This is a genomic window from Oleiphilus sp. HI0132 (assembly GCF_001635845.1).
In genome coordinates, this window is sequence record NZ_LWGJ01000698.1 from 1 (window position 1) to 691 (window position 691).

Below are 691 nucleotides of genomic sequence, written 5' to 3' on the forward strand. Positions count from 1 at the left end.
TAGTCAGCGCTGTAGAGAAGCCTACAAAGATATCCCGGTTGTGATCGGTGGGATTGAAGCTAGCCTACGCCGAATCGCTCAATACGACTACTGGTCAGACAAGGTAAAACGATCGGTTCTGATGGACTCAAAAGCAGATATCCTACTTTATGGGAATGCAGAGCGAGCAATATCTGAGGTAGCCCTACGTATATCCCGAGGTGAACACCCCAAGGATATGAAAGATATCAAAGGAACAGCTTGCCTACTAAAAGAATTGCCAGAAGGCTGGAATATAAAAGATTCCTCGCGCATCGAAAAACCAAAAGCGCTTGACCCAGCGAACCACCCGTTCCAGAAAAACCCTTATCAAGAAACTGAAATAGAAGGTTCCGAGTCGACAAGTAAATGCGCCGACAATCAGCAAGTCGATAAAGCAGAGCCAATCAAAATTTTACCATTTCCAGAACAAAGCGCTGATAAAGAGAGAGAATTTATCTTACTCCCCTCTTTTGAAAAGGTTTCCAAGGACCCTGTGCTTTATGCTCACACCTCCCGAATACTGCACCTGGAAACTAATCCAGCCAATGCCCGAGCCATTGTTCAGCCTCACGATCAACGCTATGTTTGGGTAAACCCACCAGCCATTCCTCTATCGACAGATGAACTTGATAGCGTCTTCGAACACGCTTATCAGCGAGTGCCTCATCCT

At 46.0% G+C, this 691-nt stretch carries 1 pseudogene; it reads left to right on the forward strand.

Annotation, left to right across the window (positions count from 1 at the left end):
- Positions 1-691 (forward strand): annotated as a pseudogene (locus A3766_RS08300) (YgiQ family radical SAM protein); the annotation flags it as partial.